Source organism: Rhodopirellula sp. UBA1907 (assembly GCF_002337565.1).
Classification (GTDB): Bacteria; Planctomycetota; Planctomycetia; order Pirellulales; family Pirellulaceae; genus Rhodopirellula; species Rhodopirellula europaea.
This window is the reverse complement of sequence record NZ_DDGH01000017.1, coordinates 1-26,825: the sequence shown is the minus strand read 5'-3', so window position 1 is coordinate 26,825 and position 26,825 is coordinate 1. Positions and strand designations below refer to the sequence as shown.

At 55.5% G+C, this 26,825-nt stretch carries 21 protein-coding genes; 3 read left to right on the top strand and 18 right to left on the bottom strand.

What is annotated here, in order from left to right:
* Window positions 1–103: 103 nt before the first annotated feature.
* The 5 genes from B2R17_RS04365 to B2R17_RS04350 all read right to left on the bottom strand — a co-directional run bounded on the left by B2R17_RS04365 (window position 104) and on the right by B2R17_RS04350 (window position 5,300).
* Window positions 104–1,849, bottom strand: a complete 1,746-nt coding sequence (locus B2R17_RS04365; protein ID WP_007326005.1) for a DUF3987 domain-containing protein — start codon at window positions 1,847–1,849, stop codon at window positions 104–106.
* On the bottom strand, window positions 1,846–2,865 hold the full coding sequence (locus B2R17_RS04360) for a bifunctional DNA primase/polymerase (RefSeq protein WP_007326004.1): 1,020 nt from the start codon (window positions 2,863–2,865) through the stop codon (window positions 1,846–1,848). The genes B2R17_RS04365 and B2R17_RS04360 overlap by 4 nt, the downstream gene beginning before the upstream one ends.
* Before the next feature lie 5 nt (window positions 2,866–2,870).
* Window positions 2,871–3,104, bottom strand: a complete 234-nt coding sequence (locus B2R17_RS28160; protein WP_007334437.1) for a helix-turn-helix domain-containing protein — start codon at window positions 3,102–3,104, stop codon at window positions 2,871–2,873.
* Window positions 3,105–3,299: 195 nt separating this feature from the next.
* A complete protein-coding gene (locus B2R17_RS04355; RefSeq protein ID WP_236624225.1) occupies window positions 3,300–4,517 on the bottom strand; it encodes a hypothetical protein in 1,218 nt (405 codons plus the stop codon).
* Window positions 4,518–5,153: 636 nt separating this feature from the next.
* On the bottom strand, window positions 5,154–5,300 hold the full coding sequence (locus tag B2R17_RS04350) for a helix-turn-helix domain-containing protein (RefSeq protein ID WP_234952469.1): 147 nt from the start codon (window positions 5,298–5,300) through the stop codon (window positions 5,154–5,156).
* Here B2R17_RS04350 and B2R17_RS04345 point away from each other — a divergent pair.
* Entirely contained in the window at window positions 5,237–5,497 is a 261-nt protein-coding gene (locus B2R17_RS04345) for a hypothetical protein (RefSeq protein WP_007326000.1), read from the top strand. The two genes, B2R17_RS04350 and B2R17_RS04345, sit on opposite strands and share 64 nt — an antisense overlap.
* Before the next feature lie 191 nt (window positions 5,498–5,688).
* On the opposite strand, the gene B2R17_RS04340 is transcribed toward B2R17_RS04345, so the two are convergent.
* The 5 genes from B2R17_RS04340 to B2R17_RS04320 are packed head-to-tail and all read right to left on the bottom strand — an operon-like array spanning window position 5,689 to window position 12,007.
* Entirely contained in the window at window positions 5,689–8,169 is a 2,481-nt protein-coding gene (locus tag B2R17_RS04340; protein ID WP_286763005.1) for a heavy metal translocating P-type ATPase, read from the bottom strand.
* Complete coding sequence (locus B2R17_RS04335; protein ID WP_286763004.1) at window positions 8,162–9,703, bottom strand: trypsin-like peptidase domain-containing protein; 1,542 nt, start codon at window positions 9,701–9,703, stop codon at window positions 8,162–8,164. Before B2R17_RS04335 ends, B2R17_RS04340 begins: the two co-directional genes overlap by 8 nt.
* Window positions 9,704–9,714: 11 nt before the next feature.
* Window positions 9,715–9,984: a BON domain-containing protein gene (locus tag B2R17_RS04330; protein ID WP_286763003.1), complete on the bottom strand. Its 270-nt coding sequence runs from the start codon at window positions 9,982–9,984 to the stop codon at window positions 9,715–9,717.
* A complete protein-coding gene (locus B2R17_RS04325) occupies window positions 9,930–11,396 on the bottom strand; it encodes a PP2C family protein-serine/threonine phosphatase (protein ID WP_286763002.1) in 1,467 nt (488 codons plus the stop codon). Before B2R17_RS04325 ends, B2R17_RS04330 begins: the two co-directional genes overlap by 55 nt.
* Window positions 11,396–12,007 carry a carbon storage regulator gene (locus B2R17_RS04320; RefSeq protein ID WP_286763001.1) on the bottom strand — a complete coding sequence of 204 codons (612 nt, stop codon included), beginning with the start codon at window positions 12,005–12,007 and terminating at the stop codon, window positions 11,396–11,398. Before B2R17_RS04320 ends, B2R17_RS04325 begins: the two co-directional genes overlap by 1 nt.
* A 758-nt stretch (window positions 12,008–12,765) precedes the next feature.
* Here B2R17_RS04320 and B2R17_RS04315 point away from each other — a divergent pair.
* Window positions 12,766–13,137, top strand: coding sequence for a hypothetical protein (locus tag B2R17_RS04315; RefSeq protein ID WP_286763000.1), 372 nt, complete (start codon window positions 12,766–12,768; stop codon window positions 13,135–13,137).
* A gap of 101 nt (window positions 13,138–13,238) precedes the next feature.
* On the opposite strand, the gene B2R17_RS04310 is transcribed toward B2R17_RS04315, so the two are convergent.
* From B2R17_RS04310 to B2R17_RS04280, 7 genes are all read right to left on the bottom strand, one after another.
* Window positions 13,239–16,394 (bottom strand): efflux RND transporter permease subunit, encoded by a 3,156-nt coding sequence (locus B2R17_RS04310; protein ID WP_286762999.1) that lies wholly within the window; start codon window positions 16,392–16,394, stop codon window positions 13,239–13,241.
* A 6-nt stretch (window positions 16,395–16,400) separates the two neighbouring features.
* Window positions 16,401–17,930 (bottom strand): efflux RND transporter periplasmic adaptor subunit, encoded by a 1,530-nt coding sequence (locus tag B2R17_RS04305; protein WP_286762998.1) that lies wholly within the window; start codon window positions 17,928–17,930, stop codon window positions 16,401–16,403.
* A gap of 171 nt (window positions 17,931–18,101) precedes the next feature.
* Window positions 18,102–18,644: a hypothetical protein gene (locus B2R17_RS04300; RefSeq protein WP_286762997.1), complete on the bottom strand. Its 543-nt coding sequence runs from the start codon at window positions 18,642–18,644 to the stop codon at window positions 18,102–18,104.
* Between the two features lie 92 nt (window positions 18,645–18,736).
* Window positions 18,737–19,216 (bottom strand): hypothetical protein, encoded by a 480-nt coding sequence (locus B2R17_RS04295; RefSeq protein WP_286762996.1) that lies wholly within the window; start codon window positions 19,214–19,216, stop codon window positions 18,737–18,739.
* Window positions 19,213–22,590, bottom strand: a complete 3,378-nt coding sequence (locus tag B2R17_RS04290) for an efflux RND transporter permease subunit (protein WP_286762995.1) — start codon at window positions 22,588–22,590, stop codon at window positions 19,213–19,215. Before B2R17_RS04290 ends, B2R17_RS04295 begins: the two co-directional genes overlap by 4 nt.
* A gap of 54 nt (window positions 22,591–22,644) precedes the next feature.
* Entirely contained in the window at window positions 22,645–23,022 is a 378-nt protein-coding gene (locus B2R17_RS04285) for a four helix bundle protein (RefSeq protein ID WP_286762994.1), read from the bottom strand.
* 31 nt (window positions 23,023–23,053) lie between these two features.
* Window positions 23,054–24,631, bottom strand: coding sequence for an efflux RND transporter periplasmic adaptor subunit (locus tag B2R17_RS04280; protein WP_286762993.1), 1,578 nt, complete (start codon window positions 24,629–24,631; stop codon window positions 23,054–23,056).
* Window positions 24,632–25,171: 540 nt separating this feature from the next.
* Between B2R17_RS04280 and B2R17_RS04275 the strand changes: the two genes are divergently transcribed.
* Window positions 25,172–25,336 carry a hypothetical protein gene (locus B2R17_RS04275; RefSeq protein WP_286762992.1) on the top strand — a complete coding sequence of 55 codons (165 nt, stop codon included), beginning with the start codon at window positions 25,172–25,174 and terminating at the stop codon, window positions 25,334–25,336.
* Between the two features lie 138 nt (window positions 25,337–25,474).
* Here the strand turns inward: B2R17_RS04275 and B2R17_RS04270 are convergent.
* Window positions 25,475–26,825: TolC family protein (locus B2R17_RS04270; RefSeq protein ID WP_286762991.1), on the bottom strand; the 1,351-nt coding region annotated here is incomplete at its 5' end.

Below are 26,825 nucleotides of genomic sequence, written 5' to 3'. Positions count from 1 at the left end.
CTGCATCGCTAGTCTGCCAGTGATGGCTCAGTGTCTGGAGTCAACTTTGCTGTTGTCAGGTACTCCGGTTTCTCAGCGGTGTCATCCTATTGGTGCGTCTTCCCTATTCGGTTGGAGGTCGCCGGCGACGGGGTGGTCGTTTTTTCGACGATTTCTTTTGTGTGTGTCGCCGCTTGCCGTCGGCTTTCTCTACCGCACTGTCCGCCGTCTCCTCGGACTGATTGACGCTTGAGGCCTCAAGTGGCTTCCGTCTCTTTTTCTTCCGCCGTGGTTGGTGTGTCTCCTGAGCCGAGCTCGATTTACTTCCTTCGGGCGACTTCGGCGACACTTGCTTCGTTTTCTCCGGCAAGTCTTGCGTACCGTCGCCATCACATTCGGTTGGCAAGAGAACGATTTCACTGACGCTGCGAGAATTTTCCCATTCGGCTAGGTTGTCGCGGACTAGCGTGTTGCAATCTTCGCGAATCAGAGCCTCTTTGTTGCTTCCTCGATAACGTCGAGGTCCACGGTTGATGTCTCTTATCGTAGCTGACCCACCATTACTCTTGATCCACTCGGCAAGACGGGTGGCGTTTCGGTTTTCAGGACCTTCGCGTTGGTCGTCGAGTTTCGCGAAGTTCAAAGTGGCGTAGATCCGTTCGGTTTCACTGGCGAACCATCTCGAGAGTTCAATTCCGTTTTCGATACTCTTGCGACGGACTGGTCCGTCTGATCGGCACCCATTTTCACCGCAGGCGGCACGAACAAGGTGATCAACCAACGCAAATCTCATCGCGTACCCTTCGAATTTCGCCCACGCAGCGGCAAGTGCTTCGTCATGCTGAATCGTTTCCGCGCCGTGTGAGTCAACGAATTCGGCGAATCGCTTTTTGGCTAAGCGGCTCATCTTCAGGACGATTGGCTGAGGTGCACCGTCAACAATTTGGTGTTCCAGGTCTTTCAACTGGACAACGACCCTCCGCATCGCATTTCGAGTCTGCAGCGACATCTCTTTGTCAGTCCATTTCTTGGCCCGCGGCTCTGGCATGACTAGCAAGAGCCTAGCGAGCATGCCGCTCGCAATGCGGTTAGGCGAAAAAGTGTTTGCAAGGATGCTCGGTTGAATCGTTCCGGATACGGAAACTCCCGTCATCGGCACAGAGATCCTTTCGCGGTTTTGCTTTCGATCGACGCTGAATGGACGAGCATCGAATACAGAGAGCCAACGGGACTCGTCCTTGCCTGATCTTCCACCCGAGGAGTATGCCCCCATTCCGTCAAAGAAGCCACGAAGCTCATCAGTGAGTTGGAACAGTCCTCGAGGATTCTCTTGCATCACTGGGACGAGACTCTCGAGCGTCTGGTCGTCGACGATGAAGCGATGAGCGGATGGCCTAGCTGGCTCAGATGGCGGCTCGCTGTCCGTCTTTCCTCGGCTCCATTTGGTTTGAGCCCGCTTGTATTTCGCGTGTTCAAGCCTGTGGCGTTTCATCGCCTCTTCGTGCTCTGATTGATATCTTTCTTCATCTTTTGAAAGCAGATCTCTCGACAAGTCATAGCCACAGGACTTGAGCGTCCCCGAGTTCCCTACTACCGCACCCCAAAGAATTGCAGGTGCAGTCCAGGTGCTCTTTGCTGCGATCTTTCGAGTCGTCCCGATGCATGCAGCCAGTGTCACGAGAGTCGGCAATGCAATAACGCTCGGATCGGCACCACAGGCTTCAGCTCCTTCTTTGACGTACTTCTGCACGACTCGTGGCAGGAGATCAAGAGGGAACGGCTGAGCAACGGTCTCTGCTTTCGCACGTTGTTCAATTAGCTCGCCATCGATGTGTGGAGGGAGAGGCTCAACTTTGATTTCAGTCTTCATCGTGCTGCCCTCCCGAAACCCATTGCTAGAACTGCCTTAGCGGCGGCACTGCGATCGCCTTCGTGGTGAAGCGCTGCATAGGCCGCGAACTTTCCCCAATTTCGATGGCCGGTGCCCTCGACCGAGAGCTCGCCAGCGTTGGTCGAAAACACTGTCAGGATTTCGTTCCCATTATTAGCGGTTCCCAAGACTGCAGAAGTACCGAACGTTTTGCCCGCCCGGGTCCAGTGTTTTCCGTTGGTTGTCGTCCATCCCGCTGGTTCGAGGATCTCACGCCAGTCGGCACTTTCGTCAAAGGCACCCCAAGGTGTGTCTGAGTCAGGCTTGGTCAGTGGTCTAAGCTGTGCCCGACGTTTGCGGACGAATTCGTCAGCTGCGTCAGGTCGCTCGTCCAACTCGGCCGCCGCCATCCACATCAGCTTCCGCTCGTCTGCTGAGACGGTCGGCAGACTTGGCAATGGCTCGCCTGCTGTTTGCCAATAGCTCTTGCCGCTCGAATGAACGCGAGTTGCGGAACCGACACCGACGACGTATCCACCATCTCCGCGACTCTCAATCAAGACGCCGCCTTCCGCGGCCATCGCGATTTTCGTGTTCCCTGTGACGGATTCGCAACGGTAGGGGACGTGGAACCCGCCGCCACCAGTTGCAACAATTGTCAGTCGATCGAGAAGGCCTTCGGGAAGTATCTTTGCCCACTCCAGCATGGTCTCGACTGGGTCTTCGTCGAAGTCCAGGACTTCCAGGCCGTTCGATTGCACGCCGCACACCAGCCCAATGCCTGCTGGCCGTCGAAACCATCGTCGCAGCTCGTCGTCGGCCGCAAACCGCTTCCGGTATTCATTCCAGGACGCGAGTGCTGGTGCCTTGGTACCATCTGTCTTCAGCGGAATAACCGACACGCCAGCCGACACATACGCGCGTGCCAGATCAAGTTGGCTCGACGCCATATCCGAGCGATTGCTTCGCTTGGGGGAGTGAGCCTTGTCCGGGGTAACCATCGATTGTTTGATCATATCGCTCACTCTGCCTCACCTCCTTTCGCCTCAGCAGATGCATCCGAGATGAAGTCCAACAGAACTTCGCTGCGAAACCGGACACTGCCGCCGATGACGACTTTGGCGCTGGCAGGCAGCACCTGCTCAGCAAGCCACCGATCAACCGTCCGAGTTGTTGTCGAGAATAGTTTCGCCGTCTCCTGCTTCGTCAGCAGTGGTGGATGAGGGCGATCCGAGGTCGTCTGACCAAAAACCATATCTTGCTCCAAACTGAGTCTGAACTCTTCGCCCGGCACCATGCCGTGGCGTTAGGGAGCAATTTTGACCGACATTTGTTGTTCTTTTTGTGAAGCCTCGTATTCACAAAAAACTTCATCAGAAGTCGGCGTACTGGAGTAGAAAATCACCGCGAAGAAAAAGCTCAACAAAAAACCGGGATTTCTTTGTGAACATCACAAGCGAGCTCCTTGCACAAGTTTTAGAGCAGCAATCCACTTCTCCTGGGACCTGATCATTTCCGTCAGCGGTGGCCTATTGGGGCCTTTCGCGGCAAAACTATGCTCACTTCTCATTTTTCGGTCCCATGCATAGGCTCTTTTGAAACCGTCGTAGTCACCCTCATACCCCTTCCCCTTCAGCCAATCCATGAAGGCCGGGGAACTCATCTTAGGTTTTCTCCCTCCCTTCAGCCATTGAAGGAGTAGGTCAGCAACCTCCAATCGGCCTCCGATCTCTTCGTCATCGAGCTTGCCAAGAGTCGTTTGTAGATCGCGTTTCGCTACGTTTTTCGTCCCTGCTAGATTCTGATCTGGAACATCTTTCGGCGATGAGGTTCTCTCATCGGCAGTCCCGGGCTGCTTCGCGACAACGCGGAGCACGCCGTCCTCGGAGAGCTCGACGAACACTGAGTCGCCGCAGTTCGATAGCCGCTCGTAATGTGCGTTTAGCTGTAGCTGGAACTGTGTCAGATTGGGACAGCGTTTTTCGATTAGGCCAAGCGGAGAAGGGGCTGTCGAGGCGATGTCGAGGTAGAAATTGATTAGCGGAGAGTCACCGCATTTTGCCTTGATCCATTTGGATAGCCTCGCATGCATCAGTGCCAGTCTGCACTCACGAGTGCCAAGCAATGGCCGAACGCGAAGATGAGTGGGCCACCATAGAGGAGAAGATTTTGAGGAAAGCTTGCCAGCCCTAAACTTTTCTAGAACTTCCCTCGCTCTCTCCGTTTGTAGTGCCGATTTGTAGGCCTCATACCCCACTTGGTGTCCTTCGGCTCGCTCAAAGTTCCTGCCATCCTTGCAGATGTAGTTCGCTTTCTCTTCAAAGCAGCTGAAAACAAGTTCGATAATACAGTTCGTCACGACTATCTGGCCGCCGGTTTCAAGTCCAAGTTTGGACTGGAACAAAGGTTTGTAATTATCGACGGCTCGAACGAAAAAATCTTTGCGGTCGATTGGTTTGCTGATCCACGCTTCGGTACCATGGCCGTGATAGTCGACTAGAATTTTGCCGAATAGGATCAACAAGATAAGTTCTTGCTTCGTCGCAGCCGGCCCCCCCTCGTATGCGAAGCGAATTGATTGCAACAGATCATTGGCTTTTCGGAGCTCGATCTTGAGACTGGCAACGGATCTGGGTGGCATGTTTGTCTGGGGGTCGGAGTCTGTCACTCGTTTCGTTTTGAGTTGAACCCGTGGCGTAGAGCGATTGAATCGCACAAGATACGCTACATGTAGTGGCAGGTGGTGCGTGACCGGGCCGGATTGAACAGAGCATCGGCAGATCGTAGTCGGTGGCGCGGTACTGACTGTCATCAAAGTGAGGCATTCGGTGGCACTCACGCTTCAACAAACTGCATGCTACTTCGCCTCTCTTGCAGTCTCCTTGTCGTCAATGGGACCGCAGCTGCCGTCGGAATCAATCATCCACGTGATGATTCACTACCGAATCAAATGACTTGTCCAGTTCGGATCCATCGTACTGGATCATCGCCCGTGACCCGACAGCAAACATCAACCGAGCACTGTCGATGGCTTCACCGAATCTTGGTATCGCCCATTGCGATGCGATCTCCTTGTTGGTTGTCTGCGAAAATTTGCCTCGCCCTATCGATCCGACTAGAGAGTAGTCTCCAGCCGATCAGACGTCTTCTTGGCCATCTTCGCTAGCCTCCTAAACAATTCCGGCCACTGCCGGATTCGCTTGCGAATCGATGCCGGCACCTTATCGGCCAACCGCAACAGCTCATCCTCATCAGCCTTCAGGTCACCAGCCAATTTGTGAATGAATTTCTCCGATGGGTAATCCTAAGGATGCAGTTTTTGATTTTCCACTTTGCTGATGTACGAGATACTGACGTTGATGCAAGACGCGAGTTCTGTTTGGGGCAATGAACGAAGTGATCGCAATTGACGGACACGCTCGCCAAAACTCTCGCCTGCGTTATCGGTCACCGGTCGTCAACTACAACCCCGACTGGGCAGGCGCGTTCGAACAAAGCAGCGTGAAGCACGTCTTCTTCATCGCGGAAACCAAAGGTATTATGAGTACGCTTGAACTTAAGAAAATCGAGTCCGCCAAAATCACCGGCGACAACGTCCGGTACGACGTGGTCGATAGCTACGACCAGCTGATGACACCGGTACGATAGTGGATTTCGGCAGGATAAAGACGCCTTGCCAAGAGCTTTCATCAATGGATTGGTAGCGATCGTTGGCATCCTGCAACTAGCCAATGAAATCATCGAAGCCTAACGACGAGGGATTGCCGAGGCGAAACAGTTGATTGTGGGCTTGGAAAGTGAGAAAGCGACCCATTAGCATCGAGTTATTGACACGGAAACTATCTTGGTGATTTGTACGCGAGTAGACGCAATGCGTTGAAGACAACGACGAGTGTGCTGCCTTCGTGCAATGCAACTGCGGGGCCGATGTTGAGGCCGAGGATCGTGGCGGGGACGAGGAACGCTACCATGCCGAGACTCATCCAGAGGTTTTGACGGATGATTGATTTGGTGGATCGGCTGAGGCCGATGGCCAGCGGTAAGTGGTCGAGGTTGTCGGCCATTAATGCGACGTCGGCGGTCTCCAGGGCGACGTCGCTACCGGCGGCTCCCATCGCAATACCGACGGAGGCGGATGCCATGGCCGGGGCGTCATTGACTCCGTCGCCGACCATCGCGACGCCGCCTTCGCTTTGCAGCTTTTTGATTTCGTTGACTTTGTCGTCGGGCATTAAGTCGCCGCGGGCTTCGTCGAGACCCACTTCCTTCGCGACCGCATTGGCGACCTTTTGGTTGTCGCCCGAAATCATAATCATCCGCTCGATGCCGAGCTCGCGAAGCCGCGAGATTGTTCGCTTGGAGGCTTCACGGGGTGTGTCCATCAAACCGATCACGCCGAGGTAACGATCACCGCGCCGGACGATCATGGTTGTGCGTCCGTTCTCTTCGAGCGATTCGACTATCTCGCGAACGCTATCTGGCAGCGGTGGCCCGTCGACTTCGGAGAACAGATCGTCTTTGCCAATGTGAACAATGTCTCCTTCGACCGTCGCTTGAATGCCGCGACCGGTGATACTCTGCAAATCAGTCGCATCAGGAATCTCTCCGCCACTCCCAGACTCCCCGTCTCCCAATCGTTTCTTTCCGTCGCGAACAACGGCTTTGGCAAGCGGATGTTTGCTGAGGTCCTCGACTGCGATAGCGGTTCGTAAGAGTTCGGTCTCATCGACACCGTCAGCGGTGCGTACTTCGGTGACTTTGGGTTCGCCCTCAGTGAGCGTTCCGGTTTTGTCGAACGCGATTGCATCGAGACTGCCGAGGCTTTCCAACGGTCCGCCACCTTTGACAAGTATTCCGCCGCGTGCCGCTCGGGCGACGCCGCTTAACACTGCACTGGGTGTTGCGATCGCCAACGCACATGGGCTGGCGGCGACCAGAACCGCCATGGCTCGGTAAAACGATTCGCTGAAGGTTTCGTCGATGACGAGCGGTGCGAACAGCAACAGTAGGACACCGGCAATGACGGACGGCACAAAGTATCGCTCGAACTTCTTTGTGAACTTCTGTGTCGGCGAAACTCGCGTCTCCGCTTCACTGACCATCGTGACGACGCGGGCCAGTGTGTTTTCGGATGCGAGTTTGGTGACTTGGATTTCGAGCGAACCCGACTGGTTGATCGTTCCGGCGAATGCACGATGTTCCGGTGGAAGCGACTCGGGATCGGATGCGGCAGCGTCAACGTCATCGACGGGGCGCTTGTCGACCGGCACGCTTTCACCCGTGATTGGTGCTTGATTGATACTGGACTCACCCTCGATTACAAAACCGTCGGCGGGGACTCGTTCGTCAGGTTTGATGATGACGATGTCGCCAACGACCAGCTCTTCGACGGGGATTTCAGATTCGTTGCCATCGCGTCGAATGCGTGCTGTCTTCGGTGCCAGTTCGGACAAGGCTTCGATTGCTCGTTTGGCTCGCCCCATCGCGTAGCCTTCTAAGGCGTGACCGATGCTGAACAGGAACAGCAGCAACGCACCCTCGGCCCACGCTCCCAGCGACGCAGCACCGGCGGCAGCCACAATCATCAGGAAGTCGATCTCAAACTTGCCGGCTCGGATTTTCTCGATCGCTTCGGTGACGGTGTAATAGCCGCCGAAGACGTAGGCGGCGAGGAAGCAACCCAGCGAAATCCATTCGTTCCATTCGGTGAACGTTTCGATTAGCCAACCGACCAACAGGAATGTGCCGCAGAGGATCGCAAAGATCAACTCTGACTTCGGCCCGAAGATGCCGCCGTGCGCGTGGCCATGCCCGGCATGGTCGTGATCGTCCTCGTGACCTTCTTCGTCGTGCTTGTGATCCGCATGATCCTCGGCGACGACGCTCGAGTTTGCCGCCCACTGCCCGAACGCTTTTTCGATGGCTTCTTCGGACGTTTGCTGCCGATCGTATTCGACGCGGACGGCACCATCCGGCGCAACGACTGCTTCGAGTACCCCGTCGATTCCTGAGAGCCTCGATTCAATGGCCGATGCTCGACGGGCGTGCATGGCGTCCGACGTGCCAAGCCAATGTCCGTAGCGTTGGTCCAGTTGCGCTCCGGTTCGCTTTGCCAGTGCCCTGACGTCGCCGGTGGAAACGACATCGCTATCGTAGTGGATGCAAATGCTCTGCGGATTATCGCCTGTCGCCTGCGTCACGTGAGCCTCGTCGATCCCCGCTCTCGAGACAAGCAAATTGGTCAGCCGCTCGACACAGAGATCGTTCGCGTCGGTCACCGATGGCAACAACACGCTCATTTCAATCTTTTGTTTATTCATCTTTTTCGTTGTTCAGGAGGACAAGGTGCGTGTCGGTGCCTGTTTGAATTAGGAACAACGCTCGGTTGGGAAGCCGAGGCTTGGACATGCGATCACGGTATTCTTCGAGGTTGGTAATGGCATGATCGTTCACGCGGGCAATTCCCATGCCCGCCGCCAAGCCTTCACGGTAAGCAGCGCTTTCCATCGCAACGTAGGTGATTAAGACGCCATGGGTATTCGGCAGTAGATTCAATTCCTGAATCAGTTCTTCACTGAGGTTTGCCAGTCCAAGCCCGAATGCTTTGTCAAAGTGCTCAAATGTATCCTCTGCCGCAGCGTCGATCGGGATTCTGGGTTCGTCGATAGAGGGCTGGTCCTGTTGCATCACCGCTTTGATTTCAATGGTTTCGCCATCACGAACGACCTCAAAACGGTGTCGCTTACCGGGCGTGGAATCGGCGGTGAATGTCTGCGGGTCGAATGAATGGTCAATGTGGTTGTCATCAAAACTCACAACGATATCGCCCACGCGCAACCCGGCGTCGCTGGCGGGCGAGCCGGGATAGACACGCTTCACATAAAGGCCAGTGTCAGCCGGCAATCCGAGCAGCGTTGCCATGTCAGCGGACAACGACTGTGTATCAAAGCCGAAATGGCCTCGTTGGACAAAGCCACGGTTCTTCAGTTCATTGGCGATTCCTCGCGCGACGTTCACGGGCGTAGCGAGTCCGATTCCCTGAAACTCTCCGGTGGTACTCAGGCAACCTTCCATAATGCCGACGACTTCGCCACGAAGATTCAACAAAGCCCCGCCCGAGCTGCCCGGGTTCGTCGACGCATCATTTTGGATCATCGGTACTGGAGAACTCGATAGCCACCGTTCTGTCGAACTGACAATGCCCACACTGACTGATTGCTGGAGATCATAGGGCGAAGCCAACGAGACGACCCAATCTCCGACACGAAGACGATCGGAGTCTCCGAAGCGAACGGGTGTCAACTTATCGGTGTCGCCGAGTTGAATCACGGCTAGATCGGTCACCGGGTCGCCGACAACCTTCGTGGCGTGAATTTTGCGACCATCCGCGGTTCGCACAAAGACCGCGTTGGCACCTTCGACAACATGGTTACACGTCAGCACATAGCCTTCGGTATCCATCACAAGACCGGAACCTTGATCGTCGGGCGACTCGAACGAAGGCGAGGCGTGCTGACGAGAATAGTCGGGGTGTTTCCGCAATTGCTTGGTCGCTTCTCGCAACCGCCATGCAGGTGTCATGCGTGGACCGCGCAAAGCATAGACCGTCACAATTCCCGGTGATGCTTCCGTGACCAACTCGCGAACAACACGGGAAAGTTGATTCGCGGATAACCGCTCGGCTTCCTCTTTCTCAGTGTTCGTGGTGATCCATGACTGCTGTGCTCGGGCGACGGAACTGATGCCGAGGGAGCATAGACCGAGAAGCAAGACAAGGAGGCGGATTTGGGGGAACGCCAAAGCACGCCGTGACCCGTCTGAAAAATCAGTCGTGAACAGCATTTTCTTCAACATGGTTTTCTCCTTTAGGATGAACCTCGTTTCTTGGTTACTGTTATCTCGCTATGAACGTCCCGGACGCCGGGCGTCGTGCGGGCGACCGCGACCAGCAGCGCGCGGTCGTTGATGTCGTCAACATTACCGGACAACGTGATTTGTCCTGCCTTGCCGTTGGAAACGCGGACGTTTGCGAAACCAAATCGATGGACGATTCGTTCTACCTTTTGATGCAGTTGTTCCTTCACGACTGAGTCTTCTCTGGACAATGTTGCGGGCTTGTCTCGATGCGGCGGCATTCGGCGATCAGGAACGTGACGTCGTCCTCGATCGCTGCGATCCCTCGATGTGACTCGATTTCCAAATCCAAATGAGCGGCAAAGTCTTCGATGTCACGCGAGTAGCTGTTGCTAAACATTTCCGCCAGCCGTGATCGACCGAACTGCTGTTCATTGGAATTATGCGTCTCCGCAACACCGTCGGTGGCCAACAGCAGTCGATCGCCGGGAACCAAGTTGTGATGGCTCGTTGTCCAACAAGCCGAAGGGTCGATGCCCAGCGGAATGCCAGTCGCGCTGAGTGTGACCAAACGTTGCTGCGTCCTCAGCAAAATCGGTTCATGCCCCGCACTGGCGCAAGACAGTTCAGCCTTTTCAGGATTCCATCGCAGGATTGCCGCGGTCGCAAATTCACTGTCAGAGAGGTATCGCGGCAGTATCCGATTGACGCGATTCATGATGTGGCCCGGGTTGGTCGTCCCATTGGCGGCCGAGTCGATCACCATCTTCAAAACCGCCGCGCTGATCGCAGCGGGAATGCCGTGGCCGACCAAATCCGCGATGTAGATCACCCACGACTTATCTCGCATTTGCATCACTCCGTAGATATCGCCGGCCACTTCTTCGGCCGGTTGGAAGTGGGTTGCGAACGCTAACCCGGGAACACAAATACGCCGCGGCAGTAGGTGATTTTGAATGTCGCGAGCACGTCTCATTGCGCTGCTTCGGTCGGCTTCCGCATGGCGCAGCGATTCCGCCATCTGGGCAATCTGAAAACTCAGGTCGTTCAGTTCACGGCTGCGAAACGAAAGCGGTTCCATCTCGAATTGGATTGACTGGAGTTGTTCAACCGTTTCGGTCAGTCGCTTTGTGGGGTTGGCGATTAGCCGGACCAAGACAACATCAACGATGATGGCCGCGAGTGATGCCAGCCCCAGGATGCCGCTGAGGTGCATGAGTGTTTCCCCTCTCGCACTGCGTCGAATCTCAGCGGCCCGTTCGGTTACAGCAACTCGCAAGTCACCAGACGAGAATCGACCGACGATCGCGTCTTGTACCCGACCGATCTCCGGGGCAGTATTCTGTTCGCTGTCAGGGCCAGTATGGGTGTGCAGTCGCTTGCCATTCCACCGCACGTCGATCCAGTGTCCCGGCGTATTCGGTCCAGCGGTTTCTGCACAAGTGCTTTCCAGAAAAGTTGTGATGGCCGCGGTATCATCGGGTTCACTTAAACGCAACAACGCGTTGCCAATCACGCTTGCTTCATCACTAAGCGTGATGCTCCGGGCATCCGTCGCACGCCGCATCTCCCGCCGATAGTCGGTCACCAGCAGGAGAGCGATGAGAACGGCCAGCGGCACGTTAACGGCCAACAGTAACAGCGTCACGGTCGGATAGGACCGACGGTGAACCTTGATCGTGTTGTCAGTCATCAAACGCTTCCAGCAAGACGTCGTTGCACGATGTAAACGATCTCGTCGCAACGCAACTCTCGCTGACCGTTTGGGTCACGTTCAGTTGATTCGTTTGGCGAAGGGAAATTCAGCAGCACCACAGGAATTTGCTCCATCGACGGATCGTGGTGCATGACCTCAATGACCCCGTCTCCGCTGCCCCACAGCAAGTGCTGGTCAATGACCAACATGTCGAACGCATCGGATCGAAGTGCCGACAAACATGACAATCCATCGGTCGCCTCGCTTGCACGGTAACCCGCCGAGCGAAAGGCGTCGGCATAGCGACGGCGCTCATCGGCATTGGTGATGGCCACCAAGATGTTCGCAGGTTCGGGTGTGCAGGCACGAGTTGAAACGGCCTGTGCCGCACGCGACTTGGGCTTTGGACGCCATAAGGTGGCGATGTCTTCTTCGACGACCGTATCTTCATCATCGGGAGACGAAAGCTCGCCTCGCGAAACCGCAATCTCGCGAGGGGCGTCGATCGCTAAACTCACGCGATTGCGAGTCGCTTTAGCGATGGTGATTGTTGTATCGGAACCGGGCAAACAGATCGACTGTCCGATTTTTCTTGAAAGAACCAACATGATTTGAATATCCTTGAAGCGATGGCGGAACCGTTCCACCGTGAACGTTGTGATGCCGGAATCAATTCCGGGCGACGAGACGCGTTTCTCAATCGAGCGGGTGGCTCAAATCAGAAAACGACACAGTCGCGAACACAGCTTCGAGGATGTTTCAAACCGGAACGCATTGCGTTGCTTCGGTTGACGAGACAGGACAACTGCCGCGTGCTGCTTGGGCGGCAAATGAAAAACTTGCGCTGATGGCTCAATCGGCCTTGGCAATACGACCAACTCCGCATACGCGGGCAAACTGTCGTGATAGCAGGAACAAGGGACGCACGGTGTCGACCTCTCAACATCCACCGTCGTCGACGTCGGGCAGTGGCAACCGCAGCACGTCGCGGTCAAAATGGATTGGCAACATTCTGCTGTGGCAACTCGTTCGTCATCACAGCGGCAATGACACAGGGGACTGGTCAACGCCGTGGCGAGAACCATCGTGACGGTTAGACACTCCATGATTCCATGGAGCATCCGCCCGCTTCGCGAACGCCGAACATTGCCTTGTCCGCTCATCGGATCACCACTCTTGGGCACGAAGACGCGAAAGGATGACACCAAAATGACGGCGCTCGTAGGTCACATTGAATACACTTCGTCAGATTGATTCTGCCGAAAAACGCAAAAAGACCGTGTTTTAGCGAGGTTCCACGCTTTGGCACGCCAGCTGCGTTATCAAGCAAGCGTTCCCTCCCGTCTCCTCCTAAAGGATTTGAACCATGAAACGCTTTTTGATGATCGCCTTCGCGGGTGCCGCCCTGACATTCCTGATTCCCTCTGCCGAAGCGAGCGCTGCTGACGTGCATCACGGCGGTGGTCACGTTTACAACGGCGGCCACGGCTACGTGGGTCATGGCGGAGGCCACTCCAGTTACGGACACGGCTACACCGGTGGCCGAAGTTACTACGGTGGGCACGGAATAACTGGGCACGGAATCGCGCGCCGCTACAACGCGATTCCCTCTTATGGTTCGGCTTACGGCAGTCACTACGCACCGAGTTATCGTTCGTACCGACCAGCCTACCGTGGTCACGGCGGTGTCCATCTTGATGTCGGACGCCTGCACCTCGGCGTCGGCGGACACCACTAGGTTGAAGACTGTCGATTGAAGATTGCAAATAGAGAAAGTGAAAATGGGAAGCGGGCGTCGTTCGTCTGCTTCCCGTCTTCTTTGGGATTGCCTCTGAATCATCACGTTGCCTCCCGCCGTTCAATCTCATCTCCTTCACTCCCAGACTCGCCATCTCCTGTCTCCCCCTCTTCCTTCGGCTCGAACCAATGGTAGATCGACGGCAGGACGATCAACGTTAGTAGGCTGGACGTGATCACCCCGCCAATCACCACTGTCGCGAGCGGTCGTTGCACTTCGGCACCGCTACTGGTGGAGAACGCCATCGGCAAGAAACCAAGAGCGTCCGTGGTCGCGGTCATCAGGACGGGACGCAGTCGATCGACGGCACCGGTAAATACAGAATCGTCGATTCCCTGGCCGCGCTCTCGAAGTGCGCGGATGTGTTCGATCAGAACGACACCGTTCATCACCGCGATACCAAACAAGGCAATGAAACCGACGCCGGCAGAAATGGAGAACGGCATGTCGCGTATCCATAACGCCAAGATGCCGCCGACGGTGGCAATGGGCACGTTCAAGAAAATCAGCAACGCCAATTTCACTGAATTGAACGTCAGGTAGAGTAGTGATCCAATCAGAAACAACGCCAAAGGAACAGCGATGGACAGTCGACCGACCGCGTCCTGCAAGTTCTTGAATTGTCCGCCCCAAGTCACTCGGTAACCCGGTGGAAGTTCAACTTGCGATTCAACTGCCGCTTGGGCTTCACCCACAAAACTGGCCAGGTCGCGACCACGCACATTGACCTGCACCAGGAACCGACGTTGGATTTCATCGCGACTGATTTGGGCGATCCCCGGACCAACCGTGATTTCGGCAAGTTGCTCCAGTGGGATTTGCCGGCCGCTCTTATCGGCGATGCGTATCTTCTTGAGCGACTCCAAGTCCTCGCGATACCTGGGTGCCAATCGGACCATCAGCGGAAAACGCTTTTGACCCTCAAAAACTTCACCCGCATCTTTTCCACCAATCGTTGCGACCGCGTCGAGCACGTCGCCGGCATTGATGCCGTAGCGAGCGATCTGGTCACGCAGAATCTTCACTTGAATGTACGGCAAGCCTCCGGTCTGCTCGGGCTGCACATCGGCCGCACCGGGTACCTGGGAAACCACGCCCGCAATCTCGTTGCCGATGCGTTGTAAGGTTTCGAGATCGTCACCGTACAGGCTGATGCCGATGTCACTGCGGACGCCCGAGAGTAATTCCTGAACACGCAGTTCAATCGGCTGTGTAAAGCTGAAGTTGTTTCCGGGGATGCGTTTGTTGAGCGATTCGCTCATTGCGGAAATCAATTCCTGCTTATCATCGAAACGCCACTCCTCCCGCGGCTTCATGATCACGAAGATATCGCTCGCTTCGACGCCCATCGGATCGGTCGCTATCTCGGGACGCCCTGTTTTCGACACGACCGATTTAACCTCCCCGCCGAATTCATCGAGCAAGGTCTGTTCGATGTCGGTGGTCATCTCGATCGAACGTTCCAGTGAAACACTCGGAAGCCGGACGGCCTGAATCGCCATGTCACCTTCGTCCAGCTTCGGAACGAATTCAGCCCCAAAGCGGCTTGCGATCAAGATGCCGATTGCCAGCGACGCGGTTGCGATACAGACAATCGCCACGGGATGCTTCATGCTGCGACGTAACAGAGGTTCGTATCCACGTTTGGCCCATCGAATCAAAAATGGGTCTTTTTGCGTGAACTTACGCGCCAAGAACAACGACGCGAGCACGGGCATCACGGTCAAAGAGACGATCAACGCACCGACCAATGCCGACATGAAGCTGAACGCCATCGGGCCGAACATCTTCCCCTCGATACCTTGCAGCGACAGGATCGGAATGAACACGATGATCACGATCGCACCGGCGAACAGGATCGGTCGGGCAACTTCATGGCTGGCTTCGCGGAATACATTCAACGGTGCCTTTTGCAGATCGGGATTGCGTTGCTTGGCCAATCCGACCTGTCGAATTACGTTCTCGACCATCACCACGGACCCATCGACGATGATGCCGAAGTCCAAAGCGCCCAAGCTGAGTAGGTTGGCCGATACACCGAAGTATTTCATCGCCATGAAGGTGAACAAGGCCGACAACGGAATTGCCGAAGCGACGATCAAACCGGCTCGCCAATCGCCAACGAGCAAGAACAACATGATGATGACCAGGATCGCTCCGCCGCTGACGTTCTCCACCACCGTATCGACGGCTCGCTGGACCAACTCCGTGCGGTCGTAGAATGGGTCGATGTAGACACCTTCGGGTAGAGACTTTTGTATCTCGGCGACTTCCGCCTTGACGTCCTCGACGACCACCCGCGAATTCTCACCGATCAGCATCATGACAATTCCGACGACGGCTTCGCCACGTCCATCCCGCGTGACGTAGCCTTGTCGCAGCAGCGGCGCAAACTGCACTTCGCCAATGTCGCGAATGAGGATCGGTGTGCCATCCTCACGGCTGTCCAAAACGATGTTGGCGATATCATCGAGTGATTCGACCAAGCCCTCGGCGCGGATCAGTCGTTGTTCCTCATAATGCTGGATGTACCCGCCACCGGCGTTGGCATTGTTGCGGTCCAAAGCATCGAAGACCTGCTGCAACGCGATGCCATAGTTCAGCATCGCGTTAGGGTCGATTTGGACCTCGTAGGTTTTCAGTTCACCGCCGAACGTGTTGACTTCGATGACGCCCGGAACACCGCGCAATTGAAACGCAACGTTCCAGTCGAGTATCGTTCGCAAATCTTGGAGGCTGTAGTCGTAACCCTCTTTGGCGCGAACCTCGAACTGGTAAATCTCACCCATGCCCGTCGCGATCGGCCCCATGGTGGGCACGCCGATGTCGGAAGGGATTTCAGCGCGTGCTTGGGTCAACCTTTCACCGACGAGTTGCCTGGCCCAATAGATATCCGTACCTTCCTCGAAGACCACCGTCACATTGGAAAGGCCGAAGCGGGTGACACTGCGAATCTCGGTGACCTTGGGAATGCCACTCATCGCGGTTTCGACCGGGAAGGTCACAAACTGTTCCATTTCAACCGGACCGAGCGCCGGCGAAGTGGTAAGCACTTGGACTTGCACATTCGTCAAGTCAGGCACCGCGTCTACTGGCAGCCGGAGCATTGAATAGATGCCGGCAACGACAAGCAAGACGACACCCAGCAGGATGACGATGCGATTGTTCAGGGAGATGTCAATGATGCGATTGATCATGATGAATTAGTGACCGTGGCCGATCTCTCCCTTCATCAGTTCCGACTTCAATGCGAATCCGCCCGAGGTGACAACTTTGTCGCCAACCTTCAATCCTTGGCGAATCTCGATGATGCCGTCGGACAATGTACCCGTGACAACCGGGACTTTACGAAACTCAGTTTCACTCTGCTGAACAAAAACAACTTTCGTGTCCTCAACTTCCTGGATGGCCGACTCGGGTATCGCCAGGATGTTCTGCGAATCCTGAGACGGGATTTCAATCTCGACAAACATTCCCGGCTTCAGGTGCCGATCTTCGTTGTCGGCAACCGCCTGCAGACGCAGCGTCCGCGTATCGGGATCAAGGACGTCACCTCGGTAGAAAATGCTCGCGGTGTGCGTGTGCAATGAACCATCGCTGGCCGTCGGTGCGCGAAACGTCAACGTATCACCAAGCTGCGCGATCGCGGGCAGGTCTTTTTGATAGATGTCAGCTTGCACCCACACGGTCGACAAGTCAGCCAGCCGGAACATCTCGGTGTCAATTCCAACGCGTTCGGCCAGCACCACATTCTTAGCAATGATGGTTCCCGCGAAGGGGGCGACGACTTCGTAGTGCGATAGATGTCCTCCTTTTTCGTCTGGCTGAATGTCTTCAAGCTCGGCATCGTCGTAACCGAGGATATTCAGTTTTGCCTTTGCGACTTCAATCGCTTGTTGAGCTTGCTGGACAGCCTGCTCTGCCTCGAGGGCATCTTGCGGAACGGCAAATCGCAGTTGTTCGAGAACTGCATTGAAACTTGCTCTCGCGGTGTTTAGATTCGCCCTGGCCTCGATCAGTTGTTTGCCGGCGATTGCACCGGTGTTGGCAATGGGTTCAATCCGATCGAAATCCGTTTGTGCCTGCACAAGGGCAGTGTAGGCACCGAGTAATTGCTCTCGGTATTTCCCAATCGGCCTGTCACCAAGTGTCTTTTCGATTTCCTCCGCCGATGCGTTGCGGTCGAGCGCCTCAATCAACTGCAGGGCATTCGTTTTCACCCGTTGGGCAAAATCATTGGCTTGTTTGGCAAACTTTTGCTGCAACCGAGCTTGGTAGAGTTCGAGTTTTGCCGTGCCCACTTCGCGGCTGTCGATGATTGCCAGTGTTTGGCCTTCGTCGACGCGATCACCTAGATTGACCGACACTTCGTGTGCCCGTCCTTCGGTGATGGAATAGATGTTGGCACTGCGGTCTTCGTTGAGCGTTAACTTGCCCGTTGCCCACGTCTGGATATTGACGGTTTGTCGAGTGACAGGCTCAACGTTTAGTTTGGATGCCTCCCACATTTCCTTTGGCAGCGTGACAACGACTTCTTCGCCCTCCTCTTCGTGGCCTTCTTCCTCCTCTCCCTCATGGCCGTGGCCATCGCCTTCACCGGCGGAGTCCTGCCCCTGAGCCACCGAAGCACTGGACCAATAGGGGACGCTAAAATAGACAGCACCACCGGCTAACGCCGCAGATGCGAGACAGGCTCCGATGAGCGTCCAAGTTGGAGATGCTTTCTTGTTCATGATGGCAAACGATTCGGGCAACGGATGTTTTCGTGTCGATCGAAGTCCTTTTCGTCGAAAATAGTAGAAGCAATTCAAAAAGCGGTTCCCGGCCTCACGAGGCTAGTCGTATGCGAGGCCGGAAACCTTGCCGATCACGGTGACACACCGCGATCGACTGGGGCACTCTCATTAGTGGTTGTGTCCTTCATGGCTACCATGGTCATGTCCTTCGTGGTCATGGTCGTGCGAAATCTTCCCAGTGAACGACTTGCCATCAATCTGCAAGATGACGGCTCCCTCGGCTCCGGCTTCCATCCACTGGTCCATCTCGGCGCTGGTGGATGTGAAACGCGAGGACTTGCCTGATTCGTCTTCGGCCTGTGGGTTGGCAGGAAGCTCGAACGACTTCACTTCCCCGTCATGCTTCAGGCTGACGGTTAGCTTTTCGGCTTCGATCGCGACCGGTTTGGTTGCGGAGCCATCCAGCACATAGAGTGCCACCGCACCGGTGCCGTGCATCATTTCGATGTGAAATGCTTCTTTACCGAGTTCGACCAGTTCACCGCCGTGTGGTCCGTGTTCGGGATGTCCGCCCATGTCCATCATCGGCGGCAACTCATCCATCACGATCGGTTCGGATGATTCCGGTGCTTCAGAGACTTGAACGTCTTTTTCCGAGCAGCCGACGAAGGTAGTGCAAGCAAGGGCCAGCGTGAGTAGATGAGTTTTCATTTTTTCTTAATTGGGAATGAGGAATTGGGAATGAGGAATGGAACGGGGGATAGGACGAAGTTTCCTGTCCCCCATTCCCGATTCCCCATGTCTTAATGAGCGTGCTTGGTCTCGAACCCGTACTTCTTCAACCAGCTCTCCCATTGGTGGGCTTCTTTGTGACTCTTCAGAGCCAGCTTCTGCCACTTCGGACAACGGTAGTTAACGTCGGTATGGCCGCCATGGGAACCGACTTTGACTTCGCAGCGGAGCGTCTTGAGCGTTTTCACCAGTTTGTCACTCTGGTCGCCTTCGGCATGCGTCGTTTTCCACTTTTCCAAGCGGTATTCGACCAGTTCTTTTGCCGCCGCGTTCGGCTCGTTAGCGTGAACCAACATGCTGCCCATCGCGACCGATGCGACCAGAGCCGCGACTGCAAGTATCCGTACATTCAACATTGACATTCCTCCGTGGGAGTCTTCTCGAAACAAACAACCATCGTTTCGGCAACGCACCGAAACGGCAAACCAATTTGCCCATTGAAGCGGGCGAGCACGAGGAACCGTTCCTCGCATCAGTGATTCATCTTTCATGTCGCGACCACCGATTCGGCAGGCGTGTGGACGGTGGCGCTGGATTCCGTACTCTCCAACCCTTCCATATGGTCTCGAACAATTTGCTTTCCGGCACCCTGACCGATCGTCCAGAACAACGCGGGTCGGACGAAGAACTCTGCCAGCGTGCTCGTAAGCAATCCGCCGACGATTACCGTGGCGATGGGGTACAAAATCTCTTTACCGGGTTCGCCCGCGGCGAGGGCTAGGGGCAACAAACCGATGCCAGACGTCAGTGCGGTCATCAGCACCGGAGCCATCCGTTCTTGACCCGCTCGGCGAACCATTTCGCGAGTCCATGATTCACCCTCGTGCTCGACCAAATGGATGTAGTGATTGAGCAACAAGATGCCGTTACGACTAGCAATCCCGCATAGTGAAATAAAGCCGACCATTGCCGCAACTGTCAGGTTTTGATCGGTAATGACCAGCGCCGCGACCGCTCCGATGAACGCGGTTGGCAGCGCGACCAAGACCTGCATGGAGAAATTGACGTTTCCAAACAGCGTGTAGAGCACCAGGAACATACCCAGCAGTGCGACGCAGGAAAGGACCATCAGTCGACGTGACGCTGACTGTTGACTCTCAAACTGCCCGCCGTATTCGATGAAATAGCCAGGTGGCAATTCCATATCGGCGAGTTCGGTTTTGATGTCTCCCACGGCGTCGACCACTCCGCGTTCGGAAACGTTGGCTTGCAGCACAATCCGGCGACGGACTTGTTCACGCTTGATCATGTTCGGTCCGCCGCTTTCGTAGATATTGGCGACCGAATCGAGCGGCACCATCCCGCCGTCGGGAAGTGGGACCGCGAGACGTTTGAGCTTGCTGACATCTTCGCGAAACGGTTCGTCCATGCGGACCATCAGATCGAAGGTTCGCTGCCCCAGCAGCACTTGGCTGACCACCGTCCCGTTCATCGCCGTTTCGACCAACTCCATCACGTCGGCAGGTTGCAAACCGTTCTGGTTCAACGCCGCACGATTGAGTTCGATACGAAGCTGCGGAATATTGGTCTGTTGCTCAATGACGACGTCGGTCAGTCCCTCGACACCGGAGATTCGTTGCTTCATTTCTTCAGCTTTGTTCCGCAGAACGTCCAGATCGTCACCGAAGAGTTTGATGCCGATTTGAGCTTTCACACCCGAGATCATGTGGCTGATCAAGTGAGCCAATGGCTGCTCGGTGCTGGAAACGACGCCGGGAATGTCCTCCATCGTCTCGCGAATGACTTCCAGCGTCTTCTCGCGATCGGCATCGTCTTCCATTTCCAGGAACAACTCGGTCACGTTGACGCCTTCGGCGTGCTCGTCTAGCTCGGCTCGGCCCGTTCGGCGAGCGACCGACTTGACCGACTCAATTTCCATCAATCGCTCTTGCACGGTGACGCCGATCTTGTTGCTGGTAGCCAGCGACGTTCCCGGCGCGAGCAGAGCGTTCACCTGAACGGCACCTTCGTTGAACGGCGGCAGGAAGTCACTCTCCAGTTGCGTCACGGCAAACAACGCAAAAGCGACCATCACGACGGCGACACCGAGAACGGCGCCCGCGAATCGCGTGCTGAATCCGATAGCCAATCCAGCGAGTCCCTTCAGGCCTTCAAGCAAACGGCCTTCTTCGGCCTCCTCGCCGCCGAGCATCCATTCAATTACATTGAGCAAAACCCAAATCGCGGGCGTCACGGCGATCGTCCACCACAACGGATCGCCAGGCATTTCAAACGGCAAGTGTAGAATGTGAATCGCTCGCGGCACGACCCAGTACATGGTTAGCGCCGCAATGCCCAGAGCCAGAACTGGCACGACAAACCGCCAGACCTTTTTGCCGACAAGCAACAACGATGCCAACACGGGCGTGACCGTCAATGAAACGCCAAGCGAGGCGATCAGCGAAACGACGTAGCCCATCGCCAGCGGCACGAACAGCTTGCCCTCCATCCCTTCGAGTGCGAAGAGCGGAATGAAGACGAGCACCACGATCGCCGTTCCGTACACCACGCTGCTTCGTACTTCGATGCTGGCTTCGTAGACAACTCGCAATAACGGTCGCGGGTATTCCGCATTGCGATTCTCTTTTAACCGCCGGAAAATGTTCTCAACGTCAACGATTGCATCGTCAACCAGTTCACCGATTGCAACCGCGAGGCCACCCAGTGTCATCGTGTTGATTGACAATCCAAATGCGGCGAACACACAAGCGGTGGCGATGATTGAAAGCGGAATCGCCGTCAGCGTAATGAACGTAGTCCGAAAGTTCAGCAAGAACAGGAATAAGATGACCAGCACCAACACTCCCCCATCGGCGAGAGCTTCGACGACGTTCTCGATCGCTCGGTCGATGAACGAACGCTGCGAGTAGACGTTGGCGATCCGGATATCGTCCGGCAACGAAATTTTCAATTCTTCCAACGCCTCAGCGATCGCGGTGTCGACCGCTCGGGTATCACTGCCGGGCTGTTTGTTGATGGTAAGAACGACGGCGGGTCCGCCTTCGACGGTACCATCGTCGGTTCGCAGGAAGGTCGACGAGTCACCTCGCATGACTTGCGGGCCTTCGATGACGTTCGCGATATCGGCCAGGGTGATCGGACGACCTTCGCGCATCGTGATCGTGACCTGACGCAGGTCTTCAAGGCTGGTAATTCGCCCCAACCCTCGGACCAGTAACTCGTTTGCACCGCGTTCGTCCAGATAACCGCCCGTTGCGTTCAAGTTCGACCGCGTGACCGCTTCGTGAACCTGATCCATCGTCAGGCCAAATGTTCGCAGAGCATCTGGATCAACCAGCACTTGATACTGCATCCGTCCGCCGCCCATTGTGAACACTTGCGAGACACCTGGAATTGTCAGCAAGCGTTGCCTGACGACCCAGTCCGCGAGCGTCCGAACCTCCATCGGTTCGGTCACGTCGCCTTCGCTCCACATGCCGTACATGAGAATCTGGCCCATGATCGACGAGATCGGCGCGAGCGTCGGCTTGACGCCGTCTGGAAGATTCTCCGATGCAAGCTGCAACCGTTCATTGACGATCTGACGATCGTTGTAGATGTCGGTATCCCAAGCAAACTCCACGTAGATCACCGACAATCCGATACCGCTGCTACTGCGCACCGCTTCGACGCCGCTAGCACCATTGAACGCGGTCTCCAGCGGAAACGTGATCAACGCTTCGACTTCCTCAGGAGCCATCCCCGGCGCTTCGGTCATCACAACCACGCGCGGACGGTTCAGGTTCGGGAATACGTCAATCGGCAACTGTAACGACTGCCACGCCCCAACGCCGAGCATGATGGCGGCAACCGCCAGAACGATCAGACGGTTGTTCAGCGAAAATTGAATGATTCTGTCAAGCATTTGGAAGAAATAGGGAATGAGGAATGGGGAATGAGGAAGTCGACGTGACGGTTCCTACTTCTTCTTCAAAATCCACTGAGTGGGGTTTCGGATGAGGTGTACGAGTTGGGCGATGATTTCGTCATATTTCAGGTAGAGCGGTCGGGCTGCATCGTTAGCGAGGTACTTGCACTGGACTGCGAATTGAAGCCAGACCTGCGTTTCAGCCGCTTCCGCCTCGGAGATATTCAGAGTGCTCACAAAGAACGCCTCTGTTCGTCGTTTACGCCACGCCTCCGCGATGTTCGCACAGACGCTTCGTGACGAACGACGAACCTGATCCGTCAACGAATAGGTTTCTTCCTTCGGGAACGATTTACTCAACCTAAAAATCTCCATCGCCGCATCAAAAGCGTCGCGATAAACCGGCAATTCAACATGAGTCTTATACATTTCCCTATTCCCTATTCCTCATTCCCTATCCTTAGTGGTTGTGCCCTGCGTGGGGATCAATGGCACCGCCGGACTTGTTTTTCAGCGCCATTTGCAACTGGTGCGCGCCGCTCACGGCGATCGACTGTCCCGGCCAAACTTGGCCATCGTTCTTGATGGCGACGTTGAGGGAGTCCGACGCTAAAACTTCAACCGCGACACGGTCAAAGTGATCGTTGTTTTCAACGAACACAAATCGCTCGGGACCTTCCTCGGCTACTGCCTCCTTAGGAACAACGATGGCGTTGTCGAATCCAGCCACCGGAACACGAACCTGCAACCGTTGGCCAGGTTTGTAGCGCCAACTGACATACTGCTGGCCACCAATCTCTTCTGACCGCTCGACCTCATTGGTCAACGAAACATAGAATGGTAAAGCCCGCGAAACGCGATCGACCTCGTTGCCGATGTAGACGATCTTCAAACCTTTGATCAGCTCAGGCCGACCGTCTCGCGACTCGATCACGGCTTGCAGCTCTGCTCCGCTTTGCGACGCTTCCTGCAAGGCTCGACCGTCGCGTTGGTAGGCATGTCCTTCGATTAAAACCTGGCTGTAGTCAGAAAGCTGACCGAGCTTCTGGCCGGCCTGAACCGATTCGCCTCGGCTGACATCCAATTGCGTTACCAAGAATTCCGCATCGATATGTGCCGGATGCGGTATCGGTGGCGGTGGCTGCATGGAAGCGAACCTTGCACTGGTCGATACCGTCCGATTCTGTGCCTGAGAGTTCGCCGACGGCCATTGAGGCGATGACTCATGCAGCGATTCATGATGCAGCGAACGATCGGCATGGAGCGTCGGAGCGAAAATCGTGACCTCGCGGATCAGTTCTCGCGTTTGCTCGATACTCTGAACTTGGCTTTGAGTTAAACCGTGCAGCAGCATGGACTGTTTGGCCGCACCCAAGTTGGCCATCAACTTGTCACGTTCGTATTCACGCGTGAGCAGGGTCTTTCCGGCGATGGCCCCCGTCCCGGAAAGGGAAGTTAGCCGAGTGATCTCGCGCTTTTCAACATCCAGTTCGCCTAATGAGGCCAAAAACTGTTCTTGGGTTTCGACAAGGTCCTGGTGGGTCAATCGCAGGGTAAACAACGGTCGACCGCTTTTGAGTAGTTCACCGCGCGACACGTTGATCGCGTTGATCACGCCGGTCAAGGGCGAAGTAATTGCGACATGCGTACGCCCCGGCCAGTCGGCCACCGCTGCAGGCACTTCGATGTATTCATTGAACTGTCCGACCGACACGGTTTGCGTAGTCAGCTTCAAATTGGCACGGGCCTGCGCACTAAGTTCAATCGAATTCGATTCATCGTGGCCCTCGTGCCCATGGTCATGTCCCTCGTGGTCATCATGCCCGCCTTCGCCATGGTCATGCCCTGAGTGATCGTCGTGACCGCCTTCGCCATGGTCGTGTCCTTCATGACCGGCTTCTTCGGACGCTGCCACCAGCCCCAACTTTTGCGGAAAGTCGGTGAAGGCAAACCCACCAACGACGATTGCGATCGCAATCGCGAAGACCGTCAACACAGGGCCAAGCAAACGCTGTAGCCAATTTTTCAATTTGGACATGGGGGAACCCTGCAATGGGGAATGAGGAATTGGGAATGAGGAATGGAGAAATTGCAACGCGAGTGCGAGTTGCAATGCGCGCAGCGAGGTCCGCGATTCATTCATTCAAAAGGATGATCGGGGTAAAAAGATGGAATGAGTTGAGTTCGAGAACGGTTTCCCTATTCCCTATTTCTCATTCCCTACTTCCCCAATTCAAATGATCCACGTGCAGAGAGAAGCACAGTGGGAGAGCGAGTCCGTCGCGACATTTACCGATCGCTGTTGCAATCGACGGGCCGCGAGCGACCTGACCAAACTCATCGTCGAATCGTGCTCGTAGGTCACAAACGCAACCAACGTTGCGTCGATGATGAAGACAACATCACTCGAAGGCACAAAGCTGCATCCAACGACTCCATGGCCACCTGGATGGTTTCCATCACAAGGCTGTGACTCGCAAGCACAACACGGAGCCACCAATTGGCTGACGTTCTCATCAGCTTCGACCGTTTCGTCCTCGCCTGAGCAATCGTGGTCGTGACCACAGCAATGATCGGAATGGACACTTGGTGTATCGGTGCTCACACGAGCATGATCGCACCCGCCATGGTCATGGCTCCCACAAGCAGCAGCGTGATGCAGCGAACACCCGAAAATCAGGTGCAGCAGCAATGCGGCGACAGCGGTGAGACGACAAACGGCGGACACAAAAAGCCTTTCTAGAGTCAGATTTCTGGTATTATCGGATCTTACAGCGAAAAGGTCCATACCGATCAGGTGACGGCGGAAAATTTTCGCTGAACTTCCCAAGCCCCCGGCTTAGCGACCACAGTCGCTCGTCGAAGCAGACGGGCCAACGGGCTACTGTTGACTGAACGTTAGGCCCCGTAGGCTGTCATCGCCGCTGTTGTCGGTGACGGCGTCCAACGCACCTGTCAGGACATAGCCGTCGATGCGGGCACGGGCTTGGCCGAGCAATGCTTGGGCGGAGATGTATTGCAGGTTGGTCTCAAAATACGTCCGCTGGGCAATCAGTACCTGGACATAATCGGTTTCGCCAGCTTTGTAGGCAATTTCCGCCAGATCGAGCCCTTCTTGCGCGTTGGGAAGGATATCATTCGCGTATTGATCGACGGCGGCCAGGGAGGCGTCAAAGTCACCGGCGGCGGTCGCCAGCCGTGCCTTGATCGCGTTTTCAATCCGCTCGACTTCACGCGACGCGCGAACATATTCTGCTCGGGCCGCAGAGATGTTTCCCTGGTTCTTGTTGAACACCGGAATCGGTGCACCAATTTGAAAATTGATCAAGCCGTTGTTGGTCCCGTTATCATAACCACTACCCAACGAGACATCCAAGTTGGGAATCGGCTGAACTTCGTGGCGACAAATCAACGCTCTGGCCCGAGTCACCCGCGCCTGGGCTGCTTGGTACTCGGGGTTGGAAACGACAATGTTGGCCGCGACGCTATTCCAATCCATCGGCGTTTCGTTTCGTGGCAACTCACCTTGCAGATCCGTTGGTGCCATCTGCGGTGTTCCGGCGAATGCCACCAACTCACGCCAAGCGGCATTAAATCGCACTTTGGCTTGACGCAATTGCAAGTCGATTTCGTTCTTTAGCACTTTGGCTTGCACGACATCCAGCTGTGACCCTTCCTCCGCTCGCTTCCGCAATTCAGCGAATTCTAGCCCTTGGTCCGATACGGATTGAAACTTTTCGACCAATTGCACGCGACGCTGTGCCGCTAGAGCGTCGTAAAACTTAACGCGAATATCCGTGGCAACTCGGTATTTCTGGGCTTCCAAGTGAAACAGTTGAGCACGCATGGATTCATTCAACACACTGCGATTGAGCGCCAACTTGTTGGCCGTAACGATCGTTTGTGAAATGAAAAATGTGTGCTGGTCGGTTCCCTGATCGGCGAGTTGATTCGCTTGGTATCCGATGCTCGGATTGGCTCGCAGGCTCACTTGGGTCCGATATCCAGCCGCTTTCTGCGTGGTCGCAACCAACTCAGCGATGGTCGGGTTGTTCTGGAGGGCCAGCGACTCGAATTGCTCCAGCGTCATTCCCGCGGATTGACCGAAATCTACGACCGGGCTGTCCAAAAAGATGGGTTCAGCCACTGTTGCCGTCCCGGAGTCCTCAAGCGACATCGCATCACGCAGAGACATCGGCGTATCGGCCTCGATGCTATCTTCTCCGTCACCG